We start from the raw sequence: 20,587 nt of genomic DNA on the forward strand, positions 1-20,587 counted from the left end.
ATAATAGGGCGTTGTCCGTGGAGCGACTTCGGACCGGCCCCGCAGCCGACGCCCCGTCAGCCGCCCACCAGGGCCGGTGAACGCTTGGCGCACGATCCGACCCGGATGTTCCTCAGCCCCCGAATCGACGCGGCGGTGCTGGACCACCACCCCCGGCCTGCGGTGACCATGGCCCCCGCAGGCCGGGGCGCGTAGCCCGCGGGGCCTCCTCCGGCGGGCGGGGCGTCAGCCCGCCGGGGCGGTGGTCCGTGTCTCCGCCACGGCGAGCGCGGCGACGGCGCCGAGCAGAACCCCCGTACCGGCCACGGTCGCGGTGGTCAGCCGCTCACCGAGCAGCACCACGGCGATGACCGAGGCCGTCACCGGTTCGATGAGCGTGATCACCGTGACCGTGGTGGCGCGGAGCGCGGCCAGCCCCGCGAAGTAGAGTCCGTACGCGAGGGCGGTGGGCACCGCGGCGATGTAGACCAGCAACACGAGCGTCCTCACCAGGCCTTGCGGCTGCGGCCACAACCCCTCCGCGGCGGCGAACGGCAGCAGCAGCACCGCGCAGACGGCGAACGACGTCAGGGTGGTGCGGTACGGGTCCACGGCGTCGCCGCGGCGGCCGAGGTGGCGGGCGTAGAGCGTGATGGCGGAGTAACCGGCGGCGGACAGCAGCGCCAGGGCGACACCCACGGGCCGTACGGTTCCCGCCCCGTCACCGCCGAGCACCAGCACCAGCAGCCCGGTGAGCCCGCCCGCGACGGCCAGCGCGCCACCGGCGCCCAGGCGTTCGCCCATGGTCACCCGCCCGGCCAGCGCCACCATCACCGGCGCGGCGCCGAGCGTCACCACGGTCCCGACGGCGAGCCCGGTCGCCTCCACGGCCGCGAAGTAGGCGCCCTGGAAGAGCGTCAGCCCGACCCCGGTGACCAGGATCCGCGCCGCCCGGCGCCGTGGCGGCTCGACCGGGCGCGATGCGTCGGTCCGCCCGTTCCGGCGACGCGCCCGCAGCGCGCGGACGGCCAGCAGCAGGACACACCCGCCCAGCGCCCGCCAGAAGGTCAGCGCGAGGGGTCCGAGCCCGCTCACGTCGTAGAGCACCGCGGCGGCGGCACCCGCGGTGCCCCAGGCGGTGGCGGCGACGGTGACGTAGAACAGCCCCCGGCCGACGGGCAGGGCAGAGGACGGCGAAAGCGTTTGCAGCATGAGGAGTTCTCCCGCGGAAGACATGAATCGGATCGCGTCTTTCCGTATGCGGGCAGCGGGGACGCGCCCGGGTGGTCCGGGCGCGTCGCACAGGCCGATGGTGAACCGGCAGGGGGATCGGTGGTGCGCTCCGCCGGATCGCGTGGATCGTCAGCGGGCGCGGGTGTCGTCTGCCGGAGCCCTCCGTGGCATCGCACGCCGGAAACGGCCGGTCAACCGGGGATCATTCCCCGGGCCCGGCACCACGGCGGCGGCCGCCCGCGTCAGGCGGCGGGAGGGGGCAGCACGGTCAGTCGCATGCGCGGATGCTATCCCACGCCCCGAACACCGGTCCGACCAGGCCACATCGTGGACGGTGGAGGGGAGGGAGGGCAACCGACGCGCGGGCGGCTGCCGGTGCGGCACTGCGCGCCTCGACCCGAGGCCGGGCCCTGCCCGCCGTCCCGAGCTCTCACCGCGGCCCGACGCGGGGCTCCTTGAGGGCGGGTCCTGACCGCCCGAGGCGGTCGCTCGGACCCACCGAACCCGGGTCCCGCCCCCAGCGACAGGCAGACCGCCCACGCCGGGAGGCACACCGACACGTGGGCGGCAAGCCCGCGGTCGCCGCGGCCCGCACCAGCACCGCATGCCCAGGGTCGACCGAGGTCGACCCTGCCCGCATCGAAGCCGGGCCGGCCCCGCGCGACAGCTGTACCGCCCCACCGGCATGCGGGCGGCCGACGCGTCGGCGGAAAGCCCGCGGCACTCGCGCCGCAAGCCGCGACAGCACCACACGCACCAGCCGTGCCAGAAGCCCGGTTCCTCCGGTACGGGCCGTGCCCGACCGAGGCGGGGCTCGTACCCGGACACCCGCCCCAGCGACAGCCGGACCGACGTCCGCCCCGGCGCGGGAAGCGACATCTCAGCGCGGCGTCGGGTCCTCCACCGACAGGTGCCGCTCCGCGTCCGCAGGCGCCGGTTCCCATGTCCCGCCGGACGCCGCCACCGGTTCGGTGGTCGCCGCCGCCTTCGGCGCCGAGGTCTGGGCGATCAGCGCGCCCGCCAGCACCACCACACCGCCCACGACCTGGACGGCCCCCAGATGTTCGTCCAGCAGTACCCAGGCGAGCACGGTCGCTATGACCGCCTCCAGACAGGCCACCACCCCGGCCACCTGCGGGGAGAGCCGCCGTACCGAGAGGACCCCGGTGAGATAGGCGACGACCGTGGCGACCAGCACGATCCAGGCGAGGAGCAGCACCGCGGGCACCCGGGCGCCGCCCAGGTCGGCGCGGCCGGTCAGCACCGACCAGTCCATCTGCCAGGGGCGGCCCACGACGGTCAGCATCGCGGCACCGATGAGGAGGCCGTAGGCGATGACGCCCAGCGGGTCGGCCTGGTCCCGACCATCGCTGCCGTGGTCCGAGAGGACGAAGTAGCCGACCTGGCAGCAGGCCGCGCCGAGAGCCAGCAGCAGTCCGACGGCGTCGAAGCTCAGCCCGGACCACACCTCCACCACACACGCGAGTCCGCCGACGGCCAGCACCACACCGACGGCCGCGGCGCGGCTGACCGGGCGGCGCTGGACGAACCGGACCCACCCCAGCACCAGGGCGGGAGCGAGGTATTCGACAAGCAGGGCGACGCCGACGGGGATGCGCGAGAGCGCCGCGAAGAAGCACGCCTGCACACCCGCGACAGCCAGCAGCCCGAACCCGACCAGCAGGGCCGGGCGCCGGGTGAGCAGACGGCGGTGGTGCCAGGCCAGGGGCAGCATGACGAGGGCGGCGCCCATCACCCGCAACCAGGTGACCTGGAGCGGCGCAAGCCCCGCCTCGATCAGCGGCTTGGCGGCAACCCCCGATCCGCCGAACGCGAGAGCCGACGCCAGGGCGAGCCCCAACGCGGCGTTCCGTTCCTGATTCCCACTCTGACCTTGCGATATGTGCACCGGGACATCATGTCAGCTCCGGTCAGGACCGTCATCCCGTTGACTGCTGGCAGATGTCCCCGTCCACGGTCATGACCAGGGCCTCCACCTCGACCCCAGCCCGCCGCAGCACCTCCACGGCCCGGCAGCCACGATCGCGGAGGAGGGCGGCGAAGAGGTCGGGGCCGTGGGCGTGCGCCACTCCACGGGCCGCGGCCCGCCGGACGGCGGACTCCAGGGCGACCGCCGCCGCCGGTGACCAGCCGGGCGCGACCCAACCGGACGCCACCGGCGCCGCCTCGTCGTCCCGCCCCCCGTCGTCGTATCGCACCCCCGCCACCCCCGCCCGCCCCGCGCCGGACTCCTCGACCGTGCCGCTCCACCGCAGGCCGTAGCCGATGGTGCGCTGCACCAGATAGCCGAGCAGGCGCACCACCTGCGGCGGGCCGCCCGCGAACGCGTCACGCACCCGCGGATCGGACTCCACCAGGGAGTGCAGCAGATGGGCGGTGTCGATGTGCTTGTCGCCGTCGCGGACCGCACGTCTGCGGGCACCCGCGACCACGGCGGTCAGGCACCCGCCGAGCCGGGCCTCGAATCCGGCGGCGGCGCCGGAGGAAAGGGTACGACTTCGCACGCTCTCACCCCATCAGTCCCTATGGGCTCGGAGCATCCTCGCCGGGAAGCATGTGCGCATCCCACCGTAGTTGGGCGCCAATGACCGGATCTCCTCCTCGGGGAGGAGGGGTTCGGGGACGACCGCATGCACATCACTGCAACCGCCGCCCGGCCATCGGACGTCCCTCACTGGCAACCGCGCCTTTCCGCCACGCGCGCCGCAGCGAAGGAGTCCGATGACCGACCGGCCGCTGTTGTTCCTGGACATCGACGGTGTGCTCAACCCGGTGCTGCCCGCCGAGGGGTTCACCGGGTACGACATCCTTGACTTCACCGTGCTGCTCTCGGCGACCCACGCCGACTGGCTGCGCGAGTTGTCGGAGACCTATGACCTGGTGTGGGCGACCACCTGGGAGCACGAGGCCAACCGCCATATCGGGCCACTTCTCGAACTGCCGCCGCTGCCGGTCGTCGAGTTCAGCGGCTACCAGGAACAGCCCGGCGACCCCAAACTGCCGCTCCTGGATCTGCTGACCGGCCGGAAGTGGGCGCCGATCCTGCGGCACGCGGCGGGCCGCCCCTTCGCCTGGCTGGACGACGTCATGCCGGAGCGGCTGGTGCGCCGATCCCGCTGGCGGCGGGATCAGTTGCTGGTGCCGGTCGAACCGGGGCGCGGGCTGCGCCGTCACCATGTCGACCGGCTGCTGGAGCGCCCGCCGGCCCGCCGCCGGTTTCCGCTGCCGCCGCGGCGCCGCCCGGCCGCCGCCCGGAAGACCGGACCTGACACCCCATCAGGCTTGAGGGTTGAGGCCCCCGGGGCTACGGTGCGCGATGCCGCCGCGGCACCCGAGCCGCGGCGCCCGGCATAGCGGCCGTACCGCAGCGGTCGTACCGCAGTCGTACCGCATACGAAGGGATCCGCCCCCATGGCCGAGGTCAGCGCGCAAGCACGTATCGAAGCACCGGCCGAACGGATCTGGGCCGCCCTCACGGACTTCTCCCGTTACGGGGACTGGAACGCCACCCACACCGGCTTTCCGCACGGCGGCCCCGAACGCCTCGACGTGGCGGCGACACACTCGGAGAACATGAAGCTCATGGGCTTTCCCGCCGAGGTGAGCTGGACCGTGGAGGCCTGCGAACCGGCCCGGCTGCTCGCCACCCGGGGCAAGGGCCCGATGGGCGTGAACCTCGGAATGCGCTACACGCTGACGCCGGACGGCGCTGCCACGACGGTCCGTATCGACGGCCAGTTCACCGGGGGCGCGGTCTCCCTGATGGCCGCGAAGCTCAAGGAGTCGGCGACCAGCGCGCTCGAGGAGTCACTGCGCAGGCTGGGCGCACTGGTCGACTGAACGGGGGCCTGAGCCCATCGGCCCCGGCCCCCGCTGTTCCGCCACTGTTCCGCATCCCCCTACGCGATCAGTTCTCACCGCTCGCGGTGCCGTCGCCGCCCTCGTCGTCCTGTTCGGCGAGAATCAGATACATGCGCTTGCGCGACTCGTTGATGATGGCGACCGCCTTCTTGCGCTGCTCGGGCGAACCGGTCTTCCACACCTGCCCGAACGCCTCCATCAGCCCGAAACCGGCCTGCCGGATCTCCTGCATCGCCTCCCAGTCGATGCCGCGCCCGGCCTCCTCCCAGGGGGCCTGTGCTCCGGCGTCGGCCTCGGTACGGCCCTCCTCGGTGAGCGCGAACAGCTTCTTGCCGCCCTCGCTCTCGCTGCTGATGAGCCCTTCGTCCTCCAGGAGCTGAAGGGTCGGGTAGACCGAGCCGGGGCTCGGCTTCCAGGCTCCTCCGCTGCGCTCGGCGATCTCCTGGATCATCTCGTAACCGTGCATCGGGCGGTCCTTCAGCAGGGCGAGGATCGAGGCGCGCACATCGCCGCGCCGCGCCCGGCCCCGTGAGCCCCGACCGCCGGGCCCGCCCCGGCCGCGACCCCCGAACGGAGGCCCGCCGAAGGGGGGTCCGAACGGGCCGAAGGCCGCGCGCCGCCCCTCGCCGCCGCCCCGGCCCCGGTGGCCGGGCCCGCAGTGTCCATGTCGGTGTTCTTGGGAACGCATCGTGAGGCTCCCTTCATCGTCGATCCATCACGATGTTTCGACGATATATCGGAACCGATCGGATGACAAGGCCCCGATATAGCCCGGCCGGGCCACACCGCGAGAATTGGCCATGGTCAACATCGTCGGAGGCCGCCTACGGTCGAGCCATGCGCATACGAATCGTCGACGCGTTCACCGACCGCCCCTTCGCCGGGAACCCGGCGGGGGTGGTGCTCCTCGACACCGACGCCTTCCCCGACGACGACCGGCTCCAGCGGATCGCCGCCGAGGTCAACCTCTCCGAGACCGCGTTCGCCCACCCGCTGCCCGAGGCGGCCGAGGCCGACTGGGCGCTGCGCTGGTTCACACCGACCACCGAGGTCAGCATGTGTGGTCACGCCACCCTCGCCACCGCCCACATCCTGCGCACCACGGGCGCCGCGACCGGCACCGTCCGCTTCGCCACCCTCAGCGGGGTGCTGTCCGCGACCGCCGAGGACAGCGGCACGATCACGCTGGACTTCCCGACCGCCGCACTGACCGAGATGCGGGTGCCGGATGCCCTGGCCGACGCGCTCGGGGTGAAGGTCCTCTCCGCCCGGGACACCGGGCCCCACGTCGGCGACATCCTGGTGGAGGTGGCCGACGAGAAGACGGTGCGCGCCCTCGCACCCGATCTGGCACCGCTCGCCCACCTGGCCGGACGGGCCGTCATCGTGACCGCACCGGCCGAGGACCCGGCCCGCGGCTACGACTTCGTCTCCCGGGTCTTCGCACCGGCCGTCGGTATCGACGAGGACCCGGTGACCGGTGCGGCGCACACCGCGCTCGCCCCGTTCTGGTCCGCCCGGCTCGGCCGCACCGAGCTCACCGGCCTCCAGGCGTCCGCCCGCACCGGGCTGGTGCGCACCGCGCTCCGCGGCGACCGCACGCTGCTGACCGGCGGCGCGGTCACGGTCATCGACGGAGAGCTACTGGTCTGAGCGCCGTCCACCGTCCGGCCGGCGCCCCGCCGCGGGGCCCGGTCAGGCGGTGGGCAGCCAGTCCACCCGGCCCTCCAGCAGGGCGTATCCGACGAACGCCACGATGTCGATCAGCGCGTGGGCGGCCACCAGTGGTCCGACCCGTCCCCACCTGCGGTAGAGCAGGACGAAGATCACGCCCATCGCCATATTGCCGAAGAAGCCACCGATCCCCTGGTAGAGGTGGTATGAGCCGCGCAGAACCGAACTGGCCAGCAGGGCGGCCATCGGGGTCCACCCCAACTGCCCGAGCCTGCGCAGCAGATAGCCGACCACGATCACCTCCTCCAGCACGGCGTTCTGTACCGCGGAGGCGATCAGGACCGGGATCTTCCACCACACCTCGGGCAGCGCCTCGGGCACGACCGTCAGATTGCCCCCGGCCGCCCGCGCGCCCAGGTAGAGCAGCAGCCCGGTGCCGCCGATGCACGCGGCGACCACCGCGCCCCACGCCAGATCGAAACGCGGCCGGGTCCGGTCGAAGCCGATCGTGCGCAGCCCCGCGCCCTCCCGCAGCAGCAGATGGGCCACCAGCACGACCGGGACCAGGGCGGTTGTGATCCCGAAGAGCTGCCAGACGAGGTCCAGCCAGGGCCGCCCCGGGGCCTCGGAGGCGTTGAGCGTGGCCGCCTGGTCCTTCAGCCCACCGGGCCGGGTCACCGAGCCGACGAAGTCGATCAGGGCGGACAGCGCGCTCGCACCCAGCGACAGCGCCAGCACCAGCAGCGTCTCGTTGCGCAGGGTCCGCCGCGAGAGCCCGCTCTCGTACACGGACAGCTCCGCGTCGCGCGCCTGTGACCGCACTCCAGCCTCCACTTCCTCCGCTCGCCGCGCCGGCCCGGCGACAGGGTCGCTCCGGTCGCTCGCGTCACTCCGGCCCCTTCCCGACCGGACAATACGGGGTCGCCGGTGAGGACGTGCGGCGAGCCCGGGATCAGCCGGAGAGGTCGGTCGGCCAGGTGTGCACCGGTGCGTCGGTGCGCATCAGGGCACAGTAGCGGCGGGTCATGGCGGCCAGTGCCGCGTCCCGCCCCAGCCCGCTGTCCAGCGCCCGGTGATAGGTCGCGGCCTGCCAGGACGCGCCGTTGGTCCGCAGCTTGCAGCGCTCCTCGATCACGCCGAGATAGCGGTCGCGGTCGGCGGGCTCGACCCCCCAGCCGCCCAGCCCGGCCGCGGCCAGCGGCAGCAGTTCCTCGCGTACCAGCCGCACCGCGGGCGTACGGGCCAGGGCGGCCGAGCGGCCGGGCTTGGGCCACTGGAGGACCGCGTCGATGCCATGGCGGCAGGCCGCGTCGAAGTTGGCCGCCGCGGCGGTGAACGGCAGCCGCGACCACACCGGGCGGGGCTCCTCGGCCAGCGCCCGGACCAGTCCGTAGTAGAAGGCCGCGTTGGCGATGACATCGGTGACGGTGGGGCCCGCGGGCAGCACCCGGTTCTCCACCCGCAGATGCGGCACCCCGCCCGCCACGTCGTACACCGGCCGGTTCCAGCGGTAGATCGTGCCGTTGTGCAGCACCAGTTCATGGAGGGCGGGCACACCGCCCTCGTCCAGCACCCGCAGCGGGTCCTCGTCCTGGCCGGCCGACAGCAGCGGGGGGAAGTAGCGCAGGTTCTCCTCGAACAGCTCGTAGGCGTCGCCGATCCAGCGCTCGCCGAACCAGGTGCGCGGACGGACGCCCTGGGCGGCGTACTCCAGTGGCCGCACATCGGTGGCCTGGAGGAACAGCGGTGGCCTGGACTCCCGCCACACCTCCCGACCGAAGACGAAGGGCGAGTTGGCGCCCACCGCGATCTGCACGGCGGCCACCGCCTGCGCCGCGTTCCACACCGCCGCGAACCGCCCCGGGGTTGTCTGGAGGTGGAGCTGCACGGAGGTACACGCGGCTTCGGGGGCGATCGAGGCGCTGGCGTAGGTGAAGCGCTCCTGGCCCTCGATGTCGATGAGGAAATCCTCGCCGCGGGCGGCCAGCATCTGTTCGTTGAGGAGTTTGTAGCGGTCGTCGTAGGAGAGGTTCGCCGATCCCAGGTCCCGGGCGGCGAGAGTCGGGAGAATTCCGATCATCACGATCTCGGAGGACACTTCCCGCGCCTTGCGGTCGGCATATGACAACCCGGTGCGGAGCTCCTCGGAGAGCTGGTCGAGAACACGTCCGTGCAAACGGTGCGGCACGATGTTCACTTCAAGGTTGCACTGCCCGAGTTCGGTCTGGAAATCGTGACTCGCGATGCGTTCCAGAACCTCCGCGTTCATCATCCTCGGCATCCCGTCGGCGCCGGCGAGATTGAGTTCGATCTCCAGACCCATGAGATTACGCGGACGGTCGAATCGCTTCTCCGCCAGGAGCCGGCCGAGCCCGTCCAGGCACTGCCGGAGCCGACCGCGCTGCCGCTGCCGACCGGACGGGTCGAACTCACCGGCTACGACCTTCTCCCCCATCGAAGCGTCCTTCCTCGAGTGGATCACCGGCGTCAGCCGCTTACACCACGCTCGATGATGCCCACCAATGTGATCGATAACGCCCCGTGCGGCCCGCCCAGCCGGTACGCTCTCAACTACGCCGCAATGGGCCGGGTAAATGCACCGGTGAGATCCAGCCTACCGCGATGACGACAAAAAGCCAGGTCATATCCATGCATCTGGCACAGAATCGGGGAAAATCCCCACGCCTGCGCGGTCCTGAATACCCCTTGTCGGCAATATCGCGCACAGCTAGCGGAAACATGCCGGGAACATGGTTCGTATAAACTCGGTTAACAAGGCGGAGAGATAACGCCCGGACAGTTCGTCCCGGCACCCTCTGACCCGCGTATGACCCCCGCACACCGACAGCGTTGTCGATGTTGTCGAACCATGACTCCGCTGCCGCTTCACCGTGTCTCCTGAGTGAGAGGCCACACCACCATGCCGCTGCATGTGCCCCCGGCTCCCGCGCCCGCCCTGCGCAGCGTCCTCACGGCCCTCGGTTCCCCCACCGCCGTCCATGAGGTCCGCACCCCGGGGCTCAACGCCCTCGCGGGTCCCTTCGAACCCGAACTCCCGCTGCCCGTCCATGTCCTGGACGCCATCACCGCACCGGCCGGGGGACCCCGCACCCGGCTGCACGGATGGCGCTTCATGATCCGCGAGGAGGACCGTACGGTGGCCGCCGCTGAGGCGCGACTGACCGCCGACGGCTGGGCGTTCTCGCACTTCTCCGAGGGGCCGTATGTCGCGTCGGCCGAACTGGCCCTGCGCGAGGCTGAGTCGCTGCCCGTGACGTACCAGCCGCGGCTGCTGTCGATCCCGGAGATGTACATGGTCACGCTGTGGCTGCACGAGAACCCCGTGGCGGACGCCGCCGACGGCGGTCTGGGCGCGGGCGATCTGATGGTGCCGCTGGCCCCGGCCCCACCCGGGATCGCGGCCCACCGGGCGCACCGGGCGGCGGATCTGCTGCCCGCGCTCACGCTGCGGCTGACCCCGGCACGATTGTTGGGATCGCCTGCCTGACCAGCACTTTCACCAGGAGCGAAGCGCCCTGTGACCACCGGGTCACAGGGCGCTTCGCTGCGTCCTCGTAACAGTCCCGCCGCGATGAACCGTCCGAACGGGTGATGCGTCATTATCTAGCGAGACCGGTACCGCGAAATCCCTGCGGAATCCCGCCCGTAGGGCAACACTGGGAGCAACCGACCAACTCACCACGGGGGGCGGCCATGAATGCCGCGAAGAACCGCAGCACCTTCACCACACCGCAGCGAAAGAACCCTGCCATGTGCCAGCACCAACCACCCTGCCCGTCAGCCGACTCCGCCGACCGGGAGGCCGCCCATCTGGTGGCGCACCATCCGGAGCAGGGCTGGAGCCTGCTGTGCAACGGCGTCCTGCTCTTCGAGGACACCGGTGAGCTGCTGCCGGACGGACGGGTCATCGCCCCGTGCCGGCCGCGGGGTTCCGAGCACATCGTGACGGCCGCCTAGGCGTCGTCCGACCGCCGTTCAGGCCCCACGGCCGGAACGGCACAGACAGACCGGGGCCGGCCCGGCGCCTTCGCCGAACCGGCCCCGCATCCGGGGTGCCTGATGGCACCCCTTTCGCGTCTCTGGTGCCGCGTCAGTCAAGGTGTGCCCGGCAGCGAGGCGGCCTGGTGCGTGCGCTCGCAAGGCCGCGGGGAGGCCCTCGTAGTGGGCCTGCTCGGGCTTTCGGCCGACGCAGCGAGGGGGGGCACCTCCCAGCGGTAGCTGGGGGAGCGTGCCAGGGCGGCGAGGGGGGCGAACCTTGGCTGACGCGGCACTAGCCCTCGTAGGACTCCAGCGGCGGGCAGGAGCAGACGAGGTTGCGGTCCCCGAACGCCCCGTCGATCCGCCGCACCGGCGGCCAGTACTTGTCGGCCGCCGAGACCCCGGCCGGGAAGACCGCTTCCTCCCGACTGTACGGGTGGTCCCACTCCCCGCCGAGCGACGCCGCGGTGTGCGGTGCGTTCCGCAGCGGGTTGTCCTCCTTGGCCCACTCCCCCGAGGCGACCTTGTCGATCTCCGAGCGGATCGCGATCATCGCCTCGCAGAAGCGGTCCAGCTCCGCCAGGTCCTCGCTCTCCGTCGGCTCGATCATCAACGTCCCGGCCACCGGGAACGACATCGTCGGCGCGTGGAAGCCGTAATCGATGAGCCGCTTGGCCACATCGTCGACGGACACCCCGGTCGCCTTGGTGAGCGGACGCAGATCGACGATGCACTCGTGGGCCACCAGCCCGCCGGGGCCGGTGTAGAGCACCGGGTAGTGCGGCTCCAGCCGCTTGGCGATGTAGTTGGCGCCCAGCACCGCCACCTGGGTGGCGCGGCGCAGCCCCTCGGCGCCCATCAGCCGGACGTACGCCCAGGAGATCGGCAGGATGCCCGCGGAGCCCCACGGCGCCGCCGAGATCGGGCCGACACCGGTGGCCGGGCCCGCGGCGGGCTGCATGGGGTGGTTGGGGAGGTAGGGGGCGAGGTGCTCGCGCACCGCGACCGGGCCGACGCCCGGTCCGCCGCCGCCGTGCGGGATGCAGAAGGTCTTGTGCAGGTTGAGGTGGGAGACATCGCCGCCGAACCGGCCCGGCTCGGCGAGCCCGACCAGCGCGTTGAGGTTCGCGCCGTCCACGTAGACCTGGCCGCCCGTGTCGTGCACGGCGGCACAGATCTCGGTGATGTGCTCCTCGAACACCCCGTGCGTGGAAGGGTAGGTGACCATCAGGACGGCCAGTTGGTCGCCGTACTGCTCGATCTTGGCGCGCAGGTCGTCGGTGTCCACCTCGCCGTCCTCGCCGGTCTTCACCACGACGACCTTCATTCCCGCCATCACGGCGCTGGCCGCGTTGGTGCCGTGCGCCGAGGACGGGATCAGGCAGACGGTGCGCTGGGTGTCGCCGTTGGCCCGGTGGTAGGCGCGTACGGCCAGCAGCCCGGACAGCTCGCCCTGCGAACCGGCGTTGGGCTGGAGGGAGACCTTGTGGTAGCCGGTGACGGCGGCCAGCCGCTCCTCCAGCTCGCGGATGAGCGTCAGATAGCCGTGGGCCTGCTCGATCGGCGCGAACGGGTGGAGGGCGCCGAACTCGGGCCAGGTGACCGGCTCCATCTCGGTCGTGGCGTTGAGCTTCATGGTGCAGGAGCCGAGCGGGATCATGCCCCGGTCCAGAGCGTAGTCCCGGTCGGACAGCCGCCGCAGATAGCGCAGCATCGCGGTCTCGGACCGGTGCTGGTGGAAGACCGGGTGGGACAGATAGCCGTCGCCGCGCAGCAGCTCCCGCGGCAGTGCCTCGCCCGCGGCGGCGTCCAGCGCGTCGACCGTGGGGATCGCGGTGCCCTCGCCGCTGCCGCCGTCCACGCCGAAGGCGGACCAGACGGCGGCGAGCTGGGCGCGGCCGGTGGTCTCGTCGCAGGCGATGCCGACGTGGTCGGCGTCGGTCAGCCGCAGATTGACCCCGGCCTCGCGGGCCGCGGCGACCACATCGGCGGCGCGGCCGGGCACCCGCGCGGTGAGGGTGTCGAAGTAGGCGCCGTGCACAACCTCGACACCGCCCGCCCGCAGCCCCTCGGCGAGGACGGTGGCGTAGCGGTGGGTGCGGCGGGCGATGGCCGCGAGTCCGTCCGGGCCGTGGTAGACCGCGTACATCCCGGCCATGACGGCCAGCAGGACCTGGGCGGTGCAGATGTTGCTGGTGGCCTTCTCACGGCGGATGTGCTGCTCACGCGTCTGGAGGGCCAGCCGGTACGCCTTGTCGCCGTCCGCGTCGACCGAGACGCCGACGAGCCGGCCGGGCAGGTTGCGGGCGAAGGTGTCCCGGACGGCCATGAATCCGGCGTGCGGGCCGCCGAAGCCCATCGGCACACCGAACCGCTGGCTGTTGCCGACCGCGATGTCCGCGCCCAGCTCACCGGGCGAGGTGAGCAGGGTGAGCGCGAGCAGATCGGTGGCCACGGTGACGATCGCGCCGAGTTCGTGCGCCCGCTCGATGACCGGGCGGGGGTCGCGCACCTCACCGGAGGCGCCCGGGTACTGGAGCAGCACACCGAACACACCGCGCTCGGCGATCTCGTCCGGGATGCCCCGGGACAGATCGGCCACGACGACCTCGACCCCGGTGGGTTCGGCCCGGGTCTGGATGACGGCGATGGTCTGCGGCAGACAGTCGGCGTCGATCAGGAAGACGCCCTCCTTGACCTTGCCGACGCGGCGCGAGAGCGCCATCGCCTCGGCGGCGGCGGTGCCCTCGTCGAGCAGCGAGGAACCGGCGGTGGGCAGCCCGGTCAGATCGGCGACGGCGGTCTGGAAGTTGAGCAGCGCCTCCAGCCGGCCCTGGGAGATCTCCGGCTGGTACGGGGTGTAGGCGGTGTACCAGGCCGGGTTCTCCATCACATTGCGCAGGATCACCGGCGGGGTGAAGGTGCCGTAGTAGCCCAGGCCGATCATGGACGGCAGTACCTGGTTGCGGTCGGCGAGGCCACGCAGTTCGGCGAGGACCTCCGCCTCGCTGCGGGCCGGGGGCAGATCCAGCGCCTCGGTGCTCTTTATGACATCCGGTACGGCGGTCTCGGTCAGCTCGTCGAGCGAGCCGAAGCCGACCTGGGCGAGCATCTTGGCCTGCGCCTCGCTGTCGGGACCGATGTGGCGCTGCTCGAACGGAGTACCGCACTCCAGATCGGAGAGCGAGATGCGGTTGGCGGTCATCTGCGGGGGCCTCCTGGTCTGTAACGACCGACGAGGGGCACCACGGCGCGGGTGCCCGGACGGCCTCCCCCTCTGTCATCAACCTGAGAGCTTCACCGGCCCGCGTTGTGCCTGACCGGCTTTCACCGTCGGTGAGGAGGGGTTTCGGAGCGACGCCCGCCCGTGGCCCACCCTGCTTTCCAGAGTGACCTCACCCGCACGGTACGTGTGCCTGAGAGATTCCGGGGAGGATTTGCTCCTTCGGCGCCTCCGACAACAATCGACGGAGAACTCTCCCGCACGGGGTCTACAGCCAAAGCCAGCGTACCAGCGCATCTGTCGCACGGGCGGGGCGCCGACCGCTCGAGTGGCCGCGCGCGGCGATGTGGCTTTTTGTAGTTATCACTGGACAATTGCCACCTGTGGGAGAGAGCGTGCAGACCGATATCGACCCGCGGACCCTGATCGGCCGCAAGGCATTCGACCGCGAGGGCGCCAAGATCGGCACCGTGGACGAGGTCTATCTCGACGACGCGACCGGCGAGCCCGAGTGGGCGGCGGTACGCACCGGACTGTTCAGCCGGGATGTGTTCGTACCGCTGGAACCGAGCGAGGTCGTCGGCGACACCCTCCGGGTGCCCTACGACCGGGCGCTGATCAAGGACGCCCCGGACTTCGGGGTCGGCCGCCATCTCTCGCCCGAGCAGGAGCTCCAGCTGTACCACCACTACGGACTGGACGTCACCGGCTGACCCTGGTCACGGCCCTGTCCGTGGTCGTGGCCCTGTCCGTGGTCGTGATCGCGGTCGTGGCGCGATCGGGCACCCGGGCCGCCGCCGGGATCCCCGTGGGGGCCGGGGCCCGTTTCCGGACCCCCGGCGGGCTCCAGCAGCGGCAGCGGTTCGCCCGGTTCCAGCGCGGGGTCGTCCACGGCGAACGTCCGCACCCGGCCCGGATCCGACCAGGGCGTCTCGAAGCGCACCGTCACCCGGCCCACCCCGCTCCCCTGCACCCATCCCGCACCGAACTCGCTGTGTCGCACATCCTCCCCCGGCAGCCAGCGCCGCGGTCTCCCGGTGTGCTCGACGGCCTCCTCCGGGCCCGGCCCCGCGGTCTCGGCCCCACCGCCGCCCGGCGCCGCCTCCGCGTCCTCCAGCGCCTCGTGAGCGGCCTGCGCGGCCTGCGCGAACAGATCCTCCTGGGTGAAGTCCGCCAGACCGCTCACACCCACCCCCAGCAGCCGCACGCCCGCGGTGGTGTCCACGCCCTCCAGCAGCCGGGCCGCCGCCTCCCGCACCACCGCGGGGTCGTCCGTGGGCCCGCGCAGGGTCTCCGAGCGGGTCATCGTCGAGAAGTCGTACCGCCGCACCTTGAGCACGATCGTGCGCCCCGAGTGGCCCGCCGCGCGCAGCCGCCGCACACAGCGGTCGGCGAGCCGCGCCACCTCCAGCTGCACCCGGGTGCGATCGGTCAGATCGACATCGAAGGTGTCCTCCACCGACACGGACTTGGTGTCGCGCTCGGCCACCACCGGGCGCTCGTCCCGCCCGTCGGCCATCAGGTGCAGCGACGCCCCGTGGGCCCTGCCCAGCAGCCGCACCAGCTCCGCCTCGCCCGCCTCCCGGGTCTCCGCCACGGTGTGGATCCCGGCGCGGCGCAGCGCCTCGGCCGTGGCCGGGCCGACGCCCGGCAGCGTGCGCACCGGCATCGGACCGAGCAGCTCCCGCTCCGTACCGGGCTCGATGACCACCAGGCCGTCGGGCTTGGCCTGCTCCGAAGCGATCTTGGCGAGCATCTTGGACCCGGCCAGACCCACCGAACCGGTCAGCCCGGTCACCGCCCGGATGTCGGCCCGCAGCCGCTCCCCCACCGCCCGCGCCGCGCCGACGGCGGGCTCGGTGCCACCCGCCTCCAGGTCCACGAACGCCTCGTCCAGACTGAGCGGCTCCACCAGCGGCGACAGCGCGTGCAGCAGCGCCATCACGGCGTCACTCACCTGGCGGTACACGGTGAAGCGGGGGGTGAGGTACGCGGCATTGGGACACAGCCGACGGGCCTGCGCCATCGCCATGGCCGAGTGGACCCCGAACACCCTGGCCTCGTAGGACGCGGTGGAGACCACACCGCGCGGGCCGAGGCCGCCCACGATCACCGGTTTGCCGCGCAGGCTGGGCTTGGCCGCCTGCTCCGCCGCGGCGAAGAAGGCGTCCATGTCCAGATGCAGGATCGTCGGCGCACCCCTCACACCTACCGATGCTGCCGCACACCACTGACAATTCCCTACGACGCTCGGCTCTCCCCCGGCCTGGGGTGCCCCCGCCAGGGCGCCGAAGCCACTGTCGACGGTCGAGGGTGCGCCGCACACCGCCGGGACGCGCCCCCGGCTCCGGGCGGTCAGCCCGCCCTGTTGCGGCGGCGGGCCAGCTCGTCGGCGGGGTTGTGGCCGACCAGCGTCTCGCCGGTGTCCACACGCTCCCCGTGCAGCTGGGACAGCGCGCTCTCGACGTCCCGCCACACCACGCCCACGGCGATCCCGAAGACACCCTGGCCGCCCTGGAGGAGGTCGACGACCTCATCCGGCGAGGTGCATTCGTAGACGGTGGCGCCGTCACTCATCAGGGTCATCTGGGCGAGGTCGTCGAGCCCGCGGGTACGCAGGTGCTGGACGGCCGCCCGGATGTTCTGCAAGGACACACCGGTGTCCAGCAGTCGTTTGACGATCTTCAGGACGACAACGTCCCGGAAGCTGTACAGCCGCTGGCTTCCCGAGCCGTAGGCGGGCCGTACGCTGGGTTCCACCAGACCGGTACGGGCCCAGTAGTCCAGCTGGCGGTAGGTGATGCCCGCGGCCGCGCACGCGGTCGGCCCGCGGTAACCGACCCGCTCCGTCCCCCCCGCGGCTGGCTCGCCGCCCGGCGGCGCAATCTGTGCCGTGACCCGAGCCTTGAGTGCCGGTTCGGCCGATGCGCCCCCCTGGAGCGCAAACGGACCGCCGGCCGCCGTGCCGTCGCCGGTGCTTCTCACGCCGACCTCCGTCCTCGACCTGCCATCTTGAAGGTAGGCAGTCACCCGGGGTGCGTCAACGATCGCCACACTCGCCACGCCGAGTGATAATCACCCTAAGGGTGGTTTCCCGTGTCCCTCTTCCGGGAAAGGCTACTCGAATGCTCTAGCGAAGACCGGCAGACTTCAGCACTGGCCACTCATGGCCACTCACTTCTGGTCACTGGCTGCTGGTGCCGAAGTCCTCGGGCGAGATCTGGTCGAGGAACTCGCGGAACTTCTCCACCTCGTCCTCCTGCTCGTCCGGGATCGCGATACCGGCGTCGTCCAGCACGCCGTCGCTGCCGTAGATCGGCGTCCCGGTGCGCAGGGCAAGCGCTATGGCGTCGGAAGGCCGTGCGCTGACCTCGACACCGCTGGCGAACACCAGCTCCGCGTAGAAGACCCCCTCGCGCAGATCCGTGATCCGGACCTCGGTGAGCTGCTGGCCGACCGCTTCGAGCACGTCCTTGAAAAGGTCGTGGGTCAGCGGGCGCGCCGGTGCCATGCCCTGCTGGGCGAAGGCAATCGCCGTCGCCTCCCCTGGTCCGATCCAGATCGGGAGGTAGCGGTCGCCTCCCACCTCGCGCAGGAGCACGATCGGTTGGTTGGAGGGCATTTCCACCCGGACACCCACGACGTCGAGCTCGTTCACACAGCAACCCTAGGACGTGCGCGGCCGGTTTGGATAGTCGGGGCCCGGCCGCTCAGTGTGCCTGGGCCCGCAGAGCGGTCTGCACCAGGGCCGCGTGAAGCCGTACGGAGAGGGTGGCCAGCTCCCGCGCACTGGCCTCCGCATGGGCCCTGGTCTGCGGATTTCGATGCAATCGCAGCGGAGCGACCACCTGCTCCACCAGCCCGGCCTCCCGCTCGGCGGACGCTTTCATGATCCGCAGATGACGTGGCTCCAGACCGAAACGGCCCAGCTCGGCGATGAGCCGGGCGACGGCCACCGCCTCGCTGTCGAATCCGCCGTCCCCGGCCGCCGCGATCAGGCCGTACGACTCCCATTCGGCCAGCTCCGCCTCGCTGACCTCGGCCGCCGCCAGCAGCTCGGCACGGCCCATCCGGGCGGCCGTGGGGGCGCCCTGGGAGTCCTCGGCGGTGGGATCCAGCAGCTCACTCTGCCGCTCCCCCTGCGGCCCTGTGGGCAGCTGCGGCCGCTCACCGCGCTCCAGGGCCTCCAGATGCTCCCGGATGACCTTGAGCGGCAGATAGTGATCACGCTGCATCCGGAGGATCAGAGCCAGCCGTTCCACGTCCCCCTGGCTGAATTTGCGATACCCGGACGGGGTGCGCCTCGGCTCCACCAGCCCCTCCGACTCCAAAAAACGGATCTTGGAGAGGGTGACCTCGGGGAACTCGTCCCGCAGCAGATTCAGCACGGTGCCGATGCTCATCGTCCGGCCGCCCGCGGGGGCGGTGCCGGTGTCGGCACCGCCCGACGGTGTCTGAAGCATGGACCTCCCCTGACGGGTCAGATACCGACGCCCCGCTGGCTCGGGTAGAAGACCAGCCGGTACTTCCCGATCTGCACCTCGTCACCGCTGGCCAGGACCAGCGGCGCGTCGATCTGCTCACGGTTGACATACGTCCCGTTGAGGCTGCCGACATCCACGACGGTGAAGCTGCCGTCCTGGCCGCGCCGGAACTCCACGTGGCGGCGGGAGACCGTGACGTCGTCCAGGAAGATGTCGCTCTGCGGGTGACGGCCGGCCGTGGTCACATCGCTGTCCAGCAGGAACCGGCTGCCGGAGTTGGGCCCGCGGCGGACCACCAGCAGCGCCGATCCCAGGGGCAGCGCCTCGACGGCGGCCTGGGCCTCGGGGCTGAGCGAGGGCAGCTGCGTCTGCCCGGTGACCTCGGCGTCGTACGCCTCGAGGCCGGAGATCGAGATGGTCGAGGTGGTCTCGGAGGCGCGCTCGGAGGGCGCACCGCCCCTCAGTGGCGCGCCGCAGTTGGAGCAGAACCGGCTGGCCTCGGCGTTCCGATGCCCGCACCTCGTACAAACAGGCAAGCCGAACCCTCCACCACTCGAGGTCGATGGTTCTTCGAAACCTATGCGTCCGGCCGCCGAGGGGTCAACAGAAGACGCGCCCCGGCCGCCCGAAATGTCGCCACCCTGGGGACCGCCGACCTGGTCCCGGAACAGCGGGCGCTCCTCGCTCCCCCCTTCACTCTCTTCCGCGGCACGCGGGGCGCGGTGGCGAGCGGTGCTGCTGCCGCCGTCCTGGCGTGCACTCTTCCCGAACAACTTCCCGAACAACTTCACGGGCGATTCCCCTTGACTGAAACAGACCCGCCCGTGGGGCAGGACAAACCCTCGATGCACACACCAGACGGTCCGGACACCCTCACAACGTCCGTGACCACCAGACAGTTTCCATCACGCGGGACTCTTCCGGTGCGTTGACCCCCCGCGTCCACATGGTCTCCCTGAGAGACCCTCATTTCGAACCGCCTCACCGTGATGACGACCGAGCGTAGTCAGGCCGCTTCGTGGACCGCAAGGCATCCACAACGATCTTCTTCTGCCGCAGAATGGACACAGTGGCCTGCTCCTTCTCCAGACTCTGCACCACTCCGCCCGGAATGTTGAGCGCCGGCTCCAGATCCTCCGGCTTGCCGATCACCTTGACGACGTACGGGCGCGTCACCCTCTGTCCATCGATCTCCACCCCTCCGCCGGTATCCGCGAAGTAGGTGTTGGCGACCACCCGCACCTTGCCGATCTGAATCGCCTCGGCGCCCGCGGCCCGCAGCTCCTGGACCGTGTCCAGCAGCATGTCGGCCTCCACGGCACCCCGGGAGTCGTTGATCGTCATCGTGATACCCGGGCCCTGCGCACCGACCGTACCGGCGAGCACCCCGAGCTGCTGCTCCTTCTGGAGCGTCTGCTTACGGGCCTCCTCGGCCTGGTCCGAGCTGTTCTCCAGCTCGGTCCGCTGGCCCTCCAGGCGGCGCTTCTCGTCCTGGAGCCGCTGGGTGCGGTCGTCCAGTTCGTCGAGGATCCGCACCAGGTCCTCCTGGCGGGCGCCGCGCAGCACGCTGTTCTCGTTGGTCGAGCGCACCTGGATGGCCAGACCGAGACCGAGGCCGAACAGCAGCAGGGCGACGATCAGCTGGGCACGGGTCATCCGGGGCGGCCACAGGCCCTTCACCAGGCGCTGGCGGCCGGTCAGCGGCTTCTCTGCCTCGTCCTCGGCCGGGCGCTCGGGCGCGGGGCCCGCGGCGTCGTGGGCACCCTTCCGCGGGCCCTCGCCCGGCGTGGCGGCCGAGGGCTCGCCGCCGGTGCGCCGCGCCCCGGAGGGCTGAGCCCCGGACGGCTTGGCTCCGGACCGCTTCGCTCCGGGGGGCTGGGCATTCGGCCGCTGGGCCCGCCCGGGCCGGGCCTCCGACGGCTGGGGGCCGGCGGACCCGGCCTCCGCGCGCTCATGACTCGGCCGCTCCGGCGGAAGCGGTCGTCCGGCCGCGGCCCCTGCGGAGCGGCCCGGCGGGCCCGGTCGCTCGGGCTGCTGCCGGGGCGGCTGGGGCGACTGGGGTCCACGGGGCTGCTGGGACTGCCGGGGCCTGCCGTTCCGTTCCGGCCGCTCG

At 71.7% G+C, this 20,587-nt stretch carries 18 protein-coding genes, 1 pseudogene and 1 riboswitch; of the genes and pseudogenes, 6 read left to right on the plus strand and 13 right to left on the minus strand.

The features are described from left to right. Positions 1 to 225: 225 nt before the first annotated feature. The 3 genes from HUT19_RS05625 to HUT19_RS05635 all read right to left on the minus strand — a co-directional run bounded on the left by HUT19_RS05625 (position 226) and on the right by HUT19_RS05635 (position 3,737). The gene (locus HUT19_RS05625) at positions 226 to 1,191 is read right to left on the minus strand and encodes a DMT family transporter (RefSeq protein WP_176179380.1); all 966 of its coding nucleotides are present in this window, start codon (positions 1,189 to 1,191) and stop codon (positions 226 to 228) included. 901 nt (positions 1,192 to 2,092) lie between these two features. Then, positions 2,093 to 3,121 carry a DMT family transporter gene (locus tag HUT19_RS05630; protein WP_176179381.1) on the minus strand — a complete coding sequence of 343 codons (1,029 nt, stop codon included), beginning with the start codon at positions 3,119 to 3,121 and terminating at the stop codon, positions 2,093 to 2,095. A gap of 31 nt (positions 3,122 to 3,152) precedes the next feature. Further along, a complete protein-coding gene (locus tag HUT19_RS05635) occupies positions 3,153 to 3,737 on the minus strand; it encodes a Clp protease N-terminal domain-containing protein (protein WP_176179382.1) in 585 nt (194 codons plus the stop codon). A 217-nt stretch (positions 3,738 to 3,954) separates the two neighbouring features. Here HUT19_RS05635 and HUT19_RS05640 point away from each other — a divergent pair, with 217 nt between their 5' ends. Both HUT19_RS05640 and HUT19_RS05645 read left to right on the plus strand, forming a co-directional pair. Further along, entirely contained in the window at positions 3,955 to 4,587 is a 633-nt protein-coding gene (locus HUT19_RS05640) for an HAD domain-containing protein (protein ID WP_176179383.1), read from the plus strand. A gap of 57 nt (positions 4,588 to 4,644) precedes the next feature. Further along, entirely contained in the window at positions 4,645 to 5,073 is a 429-nt protein-coding gene (locus HUT19_RS05645) for an SRPBCC family protein (protein ID WP_176179384.1), read from the plus strand. 67 nt (positions 5,074 to 5,140) lie between these two features. Here HUT19_RS05645 and HUT19_RS05650 read toward each other — a convergent pair whose 3' ends face one another. After that, complete coding sequence (locus tag HUT19_RS05650; RefSeq protein WP_176179385.1) at positions 5,141 to 5,782, minus strand: PadR family transcriptional regulator; 642 nt, start codon at positions 5,780 to 5,782, stop codon at positions 5,141 to 5,143. 149 nt (positions 5,783 to 5,931) lie between these two features. Here HUT19_RS05650 and HUT19_RS05655 point away from each other — a divergent pair, with 149 nt between their 5' ends. Beyond that, the gene (locus HUT19_RS05655; RefSeq protein WP_176179386.1) at positions 5,932 to 6,747 is read left to right on the plus strand and encodes a PhzF family phenazine biosynthesis protein; all 816 of its coding nucleotides are present in this window, start codon (positions 5,932 to 5,934) and stop codon (positions 6,745 to 6,747) included. A 42-nt stretch (positions 6,748 to 6,789) separates the two neighbouring features. On the opposite strand, the gene HUT19_RS05660 is transcribed toward HUT19_RS05655, so the two are convergent. Continuing rightward, positions 6,790 to 7,590 (minus strand): CPBP family intramembrane glutamic endopeptidase, encoded by an 801-nt coding sequence (locus HUT19_RS05660; RefSeq protein WP_254885453.1) that lies wholly within the window; start codon positions 7,588 to 7,590, stop codon positions 6,790 to 6,792. A 130-nt stretch (positions 7,591 to 7,720) separates the two neighbouring features. Beyond that, entirely contained in the window at positions 7,721 to 9,223 is a 1,503-nt protein-coding gene (locus HUT19_RS05665) for a glutamate--cysteine ligase (protein ID WP_176179388.1), read from the minus strand. A 465-nt stretch (positions 9,224 to 9,688) separates the two neighbouring features. Between HUT19_RS05665 and HUT19_RS05670 the strand changes: the two genes are divergently transcribed. Then, complete coding sequence (locus HUT19_RS05670; protein ID WP_176179389.1) at positions 9,689 to 10,276, plus strand: hypothetical protein; 588 nt, start codon at positions 9,689 to 9,691, stop codon at positions 10,274 to 10,276. A 263-nt stretch (positions 10,277 to 10,539) separates the two neighbouring features. After that, the gene (locus HUT19_RS05675; protein ID WP_043236576.1) at positions 10,540 to 10,746 is read left to right on the plus strand and encodes a DUF5999 family protein; all 207 of its coding nucleotides are present in this window, start codon (positions 10,540 to 10,542) and stop codon (positions 10,744 to 10,746) included. 313 nt (positions 10,747 to 11,059) lie between these two features. Here HUT19_RS05675 and gcvP read toward each other — a convergent pair whose 3' ends face one another. Then, on the minus strand, positions 11,060 to 13,972 hold the full coding sequence (gcvP, locus tag HUT19_RS05680; protein ID WP_176179390.1) for an aminomethyl-transferring glycine dehydrogenase: 2,913 nt from the start codon (positions 13,970 to 13,972) through the stop codon (positions 11,060 to 11,062). A 189-nt stretch (positions 13,973 to 14,161) separates the two neighbouring features. Continuing rightward, positions 14,162 to 14,260: riboswitch (glycine riboswitch) on the minus strand. 125 nt (positions 14,261 to 14,385) lie between these two features. Between gcvP and HUT19_RS05685 the strand changes: the two genes are divergently transcribed. Beyond that, positions 14,386 to 14,703, plus strand: coding sequence for a PRC-barrel domain-containing protein (locus tag HUT19_RS05685; protein ID WP_176186516.1), 318 nt, complete (start codon positions 14,386 to 14,388; stop codon positions 14,701 to 14,703). Here the strand turns inward: HUT19_RS05685 and HUT19_RS05690 are convergent. From HUT19_RS05690 to HUT19_RS05715, 6 genes and pseudogenes are all read right to left on the minus strand, one after another. Further along, entirely contained in the window at positions 14,679 to 16,196 is a 1,518-nt protein-coding gene (locus HUT19_RS05690; protein ID WP_176179391.1) for a DNA polymerase IV, read from the minus strand. The genes HUT19_RS05685 and HUT19_RS05690 overlap by 25 nt on opposite strands. A 149-nt stretch (positions 16,197 to 16,345) precedes the next feature. Then, positions 16,346 to 16,975, minus strand: coding sequence for a MerR family transcriptional regulator (locus tag HUT19_RS05695; RefSeq protein ID WP_176179392.1), 630 nt, complete (start codon positions 16,973 to 16,975; stop codon positions 16,346 to 16,348). 199 nt (positions 16,976 to 17,174) lie between these two features. Next, positions 17,175 to 17,648, minus strand: a complete 474-nt coding sequence (locus HUT19_RS05700; RefSeq protein ID WP_014058684.1) for a bifunctional nuclease family protein — start codon at positions 17,646 to 17,648, stop codon at positions 17,175 to 17,177. Positions 17,649 to 17,700: 52 nt separating this feature from the next. After that, on the minus strand, positions 17,701 to 18,453 hold the full coding sequence (locus HUT19_RS05705; protein ID WP_176179393.1) for a MerR family transcriptional regulator: 753 nt from the start codon (positions 18,451 to 18,453) through the stop codon (positions 17,701 to 17,703). A 17-nt stretch (positions 18,454 to 18,470) separates the two neighbouring features. Beyond that, entirely contained in the window at positions 18,471 to 19,325 is an 855-nt protein-coding gene (locus tag HUT19_RS05710; protein WP_217712241.1) for an FHA domain-containing protein, read from the minus strand. 130 nt (positions 19,326 to 19,455) lie between these two features. Next, positions 19,456 to 20,175: pseudogene (locus HUT19_RS05715) on the minus strand (DUF881 domain-containing protein); the annotation flags it as partial. Between the last annotated feature and the right edge of the window lie 412 nt (positions 20,176 to 20,587).

Source organism: Streptomyces sp. NA02950 (genome assembly GCF_013364155.1).
Lineage (GTDB): Bacteria > Actinomycetota > Actinomycetes > Streptomycetales > Streptomycetaceae > Streptomyces.